This window comes from Acinetobacter sp. TSRC1-2 (assembly GCF_049895885.1).
In the GTDB taxonomy this organism is placed as follows: Bacteria; Pseudomonadota; Gammaproteobacteria; order Pseudomonadales; family Moraxellaceae; genus Acinetobacter.
In genome coordinates this window covers 22074-28160 of the sequence record NZ_JAFCTF010000020.1, presented here as the reverse complement: position 1 = coordinate 28160, position 6087 = coordinate 22074, and the positions used below count along the sequence as shown (strand labels likewise).

The 6087-nt window shown below is 36.3% G+C and carries 7 protein-coding genes and 4 pseudogenes; 7 read left to right on the top strand and 4 right to left on the bottom strand.

Going from position 1 to position 6087, the window contains the following annotated elements:
• A pseudogene (locus ACP69Y_RS15820) lies at positions 1–159 on the bottom strand (IS6 family transposase); the annotation flags it as partial.
• Positions 160–322: 163 nt separating this feature from the next.
• Here ACP69Y_RS15820 and ACP69Y_RS15815 point away from each other — a divergent pair.
• Both ACP69Y_RS15815 and ACP69Y_RS15810 read left to right on the top strand, forming a co-directional pair.
• The gene (locus tag ACP69Y_RS15815) at positions 323–1261 is read left to right on the top strand and encodes an HpcH/HpaI aldolase/citrate lyase family protein (RefSeq protein WP_425919404.1); all 939 of its coding nucleotides are present in this window, start codon (positions 323–325) and stop codon (positions 1259–1261) included.
• Between the two features lie 393 nt (positions 1262–1654).
• A pseudogene (locus tag ACP69Y_RS15810) lies at positions 1655–2056 on the top strand (ISNCY family transposase); the annotation flags it as partial.
• Positions 2057–2249: 193 nt separating this feature from the next.
• On the opposite strand, the gene ACP69Y_RS15805 reads toward ACP69Y_RS15810, so the two are convergent.
• Positions 2250–2636, bottom strand: coding sequence for a type II toxin-antitoxin system death-on-curing family toxin (locus ACP69Y_RS15805; protein WP_161418651.1), 387 nt, complete (start codon positions 2634–2636; stop codon positions 2250–2252).
• Complete coding sequence (locus tag ACP69Y_RS15800) at positions 2633–2812, bottom strand: hypothetical protein (RefSeq protein ID WP_425919403.1); 180 nt, start codon at positions 2810–2812, stop codon at positions 2633–2635. The genes ACP69Y_RS15805 and ACP69Y_RS15800 overlap by 4 nt, the downstream gene beginning before the upstream one ends.
• 148 nt (positions 2813–2960) lie before the next feature.
• On the opposite strand from ACP69Y_RS15800, the gene ACP69Y_RS15795 reads away from it, so the two are divergent.
• On the top strand, positions 2961–3155 hold the full coding sequence (locus ACP69Y_RS15795) for a YqaE/Pmp3 family membrane protein (protein ID WP_425919402.1): 195 nt from the start codon (positions 2961–2963) through the stop codon (positions 3153–3155).
• A 422-nt stretch (positions 3156–3577) separates the two neighbouring features.
• On the top strand, positions 3578–3835 hold the full coding sequence (locus ACP69Y_RS15790; protein WP_425919401.1) for a hypothetical protein: 258 nt from the start codon (positions 3578–3580) through the stop codon (positions 3833–3835).
• 320 nt (positions 3836–4155) lie between these two features.
• On the opposite strand, the gene ACP69Y_RS15785 is transcribed toward ACP69Y_RS15790, so the two are convergent.
• Positions 4156–4350, bottom strand: coding sequence for a hypothetical protein (locus ACP69Y_RS15785; RefSeq protein WP_171541295.1), 195 nt, complete (start codon positions 4348–4350; stop codon positions 4156–4158).
• 411 nt (positions 4351–4761) lie between these two features.
• On the opposite strand from ACP69Y_RS15785, the gene ACP69Y_RS15780 reads away from it, so the two are divergent.
• From ACP69Y_RS15780 to ACP69Y_RS15770, 3 genes and pseudogenes are all read left to right on the top strand, one after another.
• The gene (locus ACP69Y_RS15780; protein WP_348960257.1) at positions 4762–5328 is read left to right on the top strand and encodes a recombinase family protein; all 567 of its coding nucleotides are present in this window, start codon (positions 4762–4764) and stop codon (positions 5326–5328) included.
• Between the two features lie 194 nt (positions 5329–5522).
• Positions 5523–5711, top strand: a pseudogene (locus ACP69Y_RS15775) (transposase); the annotation flags it as partial.
• A 35-nt stretch (positions 5712–5746) separates the two neighbouring features.
• Positions 5747–6016: pseudogene (locus tag ACP69Y_RS15770) on the top strand (ISNCY family transposase); the annotation flags it as partial.
• Between the last annotated feature and the right edge of the window lie 71 nt (positions 6017–6087).

Sequence of the window (6087 nt, the reverse complement as noted above, 5' to 3'; positions counted from 1 at the left end):
ATGCTGAACCCAACGATAAATTGTGGTGTGATCAACATTCACACCTCGTTCAGCAAGCATTTCTTGAAGTTCACGATAACTAATACCGTATTTACAGTACCAACGTACAGCCCAAAGAATGATTTCGCCACGAAAATGCCGACCATGAAATGGATTCATCAACTGTATCTCTGACAAACAAGATATTTAGCTTAGCATGTCAGGCTATTTGCAACAGTGCCTTACATTTTGCCCAAGAACAGAATATTCCCTTAGATATTTTAGGCGCCAAATTAGGTCCATATCATGCAGTAACTCTGATAAAAAAAGTCGAGAAAAATAAATGAAACAACTGCAACATGCGATTGAACTTGGTGCAACCATGTACATTCCTGCAACCCATAAGCAGTTATGGGAAGTTACCGAAGGGTCTAAATTTCCAATACTTAAATCTATTGCAGTCTGCTTAGAAGATGCCGTTTTGGAAAAAGATATACAAACTGCGATGGTCAATTTAAAACTTTTATTACAAAAGCGCTTAGAGCAGCCGAACTCAAAGGCACCTGCGATATTTATTCGACCTAGAAATATTGAGATGGCAAAACACATTGTCGACTGGGACTTAAATCATACCTACAGCGGCATGATTTTACCCAAGTTTACGCTGCACGATTTAAAGCAATGGATGGACGTTTTGCCATCTAATATCAACCTGATGCCGACGCTTGAAACTAAAGAAATTTTTGATATGGGCCATAATATTGAACTTAATCAAGCACTCAAATATGATTTTCATAAAACCTTATGTTTAAGAATTGGAGGTAATGACCTGCTGTCCTGTTTAAATTTACGTCGTCCTAAAAATAGTACGATTTATCAAACCCCTGTAGGTATGTTGATTTCACAATTGGCAGGCTTATTTATTCCAGCTGGCTTTCAACTCAGTTCACCGGTGTGTGAACATATCAACCACACACAATTGCTTATGAGTGAAATATGCCAAGATATGAATAACGGGATTTATACAAAAACTGCCATTCACCCCTCGCAAATTGAATATATTCATCAAGCCCTTCAAATAAATACAGAAGAATTTCATGAAGCACAGCAAATTTTATCGCAAGATGCTAAAAGTGTATTTAAAAGCCATGGCTCAATGTTAGAACCTGCTACACATCGCAATTGGGCAGAAATGATTTTATTACGCTATAAAACTTTTGGTTTATGTAAGTCTCAACCGTCTTCCCAAGATAAACTTATGCTCAATACATTTTCAGTCTAAGTTTCAACCATCTGTACTACAGCCAGACGGCCACCTTCTTGCTTGGAAAGTAAAATTTGCACACCATCTTTTAGCTCAATTTTACTTCCAATCGGGATAGCTGTTTTGGTTGTTACATCAGTTAAATAGGGAAGATCCTTGCGGATATTGCCCGTTCAGACGTGAGTGGTTGATTGGCAACCTAGATATTCATGGTCTTGCAAACCATGTGCTAAATCCTACTACCATTTAATATAAAGTGCTTATAGAAATAAACAAGTGTAAGCCCAAAGTAGAAATGTTTCGTTTCTTCAAAGTAAAAATGTCCGCTTTTAGAATACTTAATTAAAGAATTTCTTAGCGGGCTGTTTAATATGTTGGTGTCTATGTCGGATAACCGAATCTGATCTTTAACTGGATGATATTTTTACCTGGCAGGAACTGCGTAAGGTCACCAAGAATCTAACCCTGACCTATGACAAGTGTATTTATCTGCTTGAACCGACAGCGCTGAATCATAAGCTGGTTGGACAATATATTTCATTTCTGGAGTACCCGGATGGGACTGTGGCCCTCATGTATGAGGTACGAAAGCTCAACTACAGCATCTTCAATAAATTGGCTGGGCTACAGCAGAATGAAGTGGTTGAGAATAAACGGTTAGGTTCAGTTCTGGCGCATATCCAGCAACAACATGAAGAGTTGGAAAAACAGAATAAACGTTCAAGAACAAACAAAAATATGCCAAGCTGTAAGGCTCAGAAAGCCGATATTAAACAAAGAAAGTTGAATCCTGTGCTTGACTCTTGTGGTTAAAAACAGGACATTTTAAATGGTGAATAACAACTATTTTTTTATTTTTTAAAATCAGCATGATAGAGAATTATAAAAAGCCCATTCACCCTCGAATGGGCTTTTCAACACAATATAAAACATTGAAATTTAATAATAAATATAAAGATGGGTGTTAGAATCCATTTAAAGTGTTTATATTCCGTAGTCAGATAAATTAAATAATGGATAGTTCGTATAAGAATCCAGCAACTAATTTTGCCAAAATCTCATGATTTTCTTGTGATTCAACGATATCCACCATTAAATCATCTAAGCCAGTGTGTTCTTGAATAGTTACACCCTGAATTTCAAGATAGGTCAGCATGACGGCTAATCCTGTTCTTTTGTTGCCATCGACAAAAGCATGTCCTTTTGAAATTGCAATACCAAACCAGGCAGCAATTTCAAAGATATCACTCACATCGCTGTAATACATTTGCTGATCTATGCGGTTTAGGACACTTTCTAGTTTCTCAATGTGGCAACCAGATCGACCAACACCAGTTTGTAGCAAAATCTCATCATGTACAGCAATTACGAATGTAGAACTAATTAGGCTCATTTATAAGCTAGCTCTTGTATTTCTGCTTTATGTTGCTGGATCACTCGTCTAGCACTATGCATGACAACTCGTTTAGTTGCTTCATCATTACTAAATTGTATAGTCAAAACTTGACCAGAAACCTTTTCACGACTAGCTACTTGTTCAATATTATAATCTTTAAGGCGTTTTCTCATATCGCTTACCATTCTAAGAGTGATCATATCTATTTTAACGCAAGTTTGTTGATCTAACAGTATTACTGGTTAAATTCGATAATGTGTGGGGTTTTTAGTACTGATTGTTTAGTATTTAAATTAAAAAATCGGTGGTGTTTCAAAATGTATGCAGCTCATTTTAATGATAGTGGCATTAATTTTTCCCTGGTTGGTTTTTTTTACCATAGGCCGACCATTCGCGGGGATTATTTGTTTGATACTTCAGATTACTGTTTTAGGTTGGATTCCTGCTGCCATTTGGGCTGTGTATGCTTTATCGCAATATAAGACAGATCAAAAGATTAAAAGAGCGTTCCGTTAAAGATAGGATGTTTTGAATTGCCGATAATTCAATCTATACATGAAGTCATCATATTTTTACTGTCGAAATATTTAACACCTATAAAAACCATAAAATTAAATAGAAAATAGAGACAAGAAACTAGCTGTAGTTTCCGCCTTAGTCTTGAAAATGTGTTTTCCTTTATTCTCCACACCTTCGGGTGTGGTTTTTTTATCTGTATTTTCGAGTATTTCAAGCTGAGCCTAATATGACGTATTGCCTGCTTTGCAATTTTTTCAAGATATTTTCAGCTTTAAAAGCTGAAAACCTTTCGCCATTAGCAATAATCAGTTTTTAAGTGCACGAGTGTACAAATTTTACTCATCAATACTAGTTCTGCTAATATTGGACTTACAAGAATTAAAATGTTCAAAAGTCTAATAAAATTAATGGTTATATTTATGAATAAACATACTGCTTTAGAAATTACCCAAAAGTTAAGATCTATTTATGCTCATCAAGTCAGAGTGGCAGAACTATTCTTAAAAATAGGCGAAGTCGCTAATCTTACTCCTCTAATTCTCACAGGAAATAAAACCGTTTTTTCTTTCAAAGAAACCGGGAAATCTCTCACTAAAATTAAAAATGAAATTTCTGCTGTTAGAAGTACTTCACAAGCAGATGCAGTATTAGTAGAGATTATTTCCGAGCTGGTATAATTTTAGGGCTTTCCAACTGGCCCTGCAGTTACTTTAATTCGTATTTTTGATGCACCTCCAAGTCTGATTTAAAAATATAGGCAATAAAAACACACATCCTGATCTGTCCCTTAAAAACTAGGCAGGAACTAATGAAAAAAGCTGAATTTCCTATTGGGAAATTCAGCTTTTTTTTACTTTCTAGGGAGGCTAATCCACGCTATTACTTCTGTTTTTTAAGCTGCTTTTTGAGCTTATTTAACTTGTTTTCGTGTTTTGAAATCGTTTCAAGACGTGCTTTGATCTTCTGTTTCAAGATTTTAACTTGCTTCGACATGATGTCACTCCTTGGTATGAATATCCGCTGACTGGTTTTTTTTCATAAAACTACGGATAAATTTTCTTAATTCTCTAGCGGCACTGGTGTCCATAGTTTCACATAACTGAATGAACTCATCACGTTCAGTGCTGTTAATTCGAATTAAGAGTTGCCCATCTTTTTTGTTGGCCTTTATTTTTTTGGGTTGATCAGTCATAAGATGTTTATTCCCAAAGGCACTAATACAATAAAATGTATATACACTATATATACATTATGAAAACTAAGCAACTATTTAATTTATTGTTTTTTATTAAAAATATTTATGAGTATGAAATTATTTTTGCAAATTTAAAAAATGTAATCTGATGGCTGCAGTAATATTTTTTAATATGTAGAAATCTGGGTAGTCTTGATCAGATGGCAAACCGGACATTTCTATTTAGGGTTTACAAATTTACTGAATGGCCTAATGTAATTTTAGATCATACCCTAAAGTAACAATCTAAAAGTTCGTAAAAGCATGTCTCATTTAAATGATTTTTAACCATATATAACATGTAACTTTGGTATCAAAGATTTATAATTTACGAAATTGTTCATTTTTATCCAATTGGGGCGTGAAAGAGTGAAAGGTCAAAAAGTAGGCTATGTTCGGGTCAGTTCAGTCGAGCAAAATACGGGACGTCAACTTGAGGGAATTGAAGTCGACCGAATTTTTGTTGACCGAGCTTCGGGTAAAAATACCGACCGACCGAAATTTCAGGAAATGTTGAACTATGTCCGGGAAGGGGACAGGGTGATTGTACATTCCATGGATCGTTTTGCGCGAAGCCTGAAAGATTTGGTCACTGAAGTAGATAAACTGGTTAAACGAGGGATCGCCATCCAGTTTGTAAAAGAAAATATTACTTTTACGGCTCAATCCACCCCGATGGATAATTTGATGCTGCAACTGATGGGGGCTTTTGCACAATTCGAACGTGAGATCATTCTGGAAAGGCAAAAGGAAGGAATTAAACTCGCTTCTGCTCAAGGGAAGTACAAAGGCCGGGTACATAAATTGAAGCCTGATCAGGCTGAAGCTTTACGACAAGAATGGAAGGAAGGCAAGTACCCTTCAAAAATGGCATTAGGCCAAGCATTTGGAATTAGTCGTCAGGCGGTATATCGGTATTTAAAAGCCGGGGAATAACTCAATTGTAATTGGACACTATATTTAGTTTAGCTTATGAAAATCGTGGAACGTGATAAATCCATGAAAAAGCCAATTCGAGGGTGAACATGCTCTTGATCATGCAATATCATACTGATTTTATATGATAATTTAATTACGGCTTTGTTGCATAAACCTACCGTTAAGGGCTTATTCCATAATATAATTCTTAGATGAATAAGCCAGTCCCTAAAATTTATAGAACAACCAATTGGTCTTTCTACAACCAAGCCTTAATCAATCAAGGAAATATCACGATTTGGTTTGATGCCAATACTCAATGGTATGCACAAGCGAATAGTAAACCAGGTCGGAATCAAATCTATTCCGATGCGGCCATCCAATGCTGGGCACTGTTGCAAATAGCCGCTGATGGTAAGCTAAATCGTTTTTAGCTAATGGTGTTTTAGGTATGGCGCATACTAGTTGTAGGCAACCTGACCATTCTCGCCATGAGGATTTATTAAAACCGCAATATCTTTCCATTATTTCTGAACATCTGCTTGGATTTGGACCCATCCTGGCGCATGGGAAACTCAGCAGCATATGTGCTCTGAATATCCCGGTAGAAACAGTTCGGCGCTGGATTTCGCGATCTACACGACTGAAACGTTCATACCGGCCACGCTATAACCCTGATTGCTTCGGTGAGCTGGTTTATATTGATTAGGCCACTGAAAAGCTATTGTATCTGCATTTTTGTGAGGCTGAAACGACCTTTGTCAATGAACGAAAAAT

Coding starts and splice junctions, on each gene's coding strand:
- ACP69Y_RS15805 (WP_161418651.1), bottom strand. CDS start 2,636: ATGAGCCTAATTAGTTCTACATTCGTAATTGCTGTACATGATGAGATT.
- ACP69Y_RS15795 (WP_425919402.1), top strand. CDS start 2,961: ATGCAGCTCATTTTAATGATAGTGGCATTAATTTTTCCCTGGTTGGTT.
- ACP69Y_RS15800 (WP_425919403.1), bottom strand. CDS start 2,812: ATGAGAAAACGCCTTAAAGATTATAATATTGAACAAGTAGCTAGTCGT.
- ACP69Y_RS15790 (WP_425919401.1), top strand. CDS start 3,578: ATGAATAAACATACTGCTTTAGAAATTACCCAAAAGTTAAGATCTATT.
- ACP69Y_RS15785 (WP_171541295.1), bottom strand. CDS start 4,350: ATGACTGATCAACCCAAAAAAATAAAGGCCAACAAAAAAGATGGGCAA.
- ACP69Y_RS15815 (WP_425919404.1), top strand. CDS start 323: ATGAAACAACTGCAACATGCGATTGAACTTGGTGCAACCATGTACATT.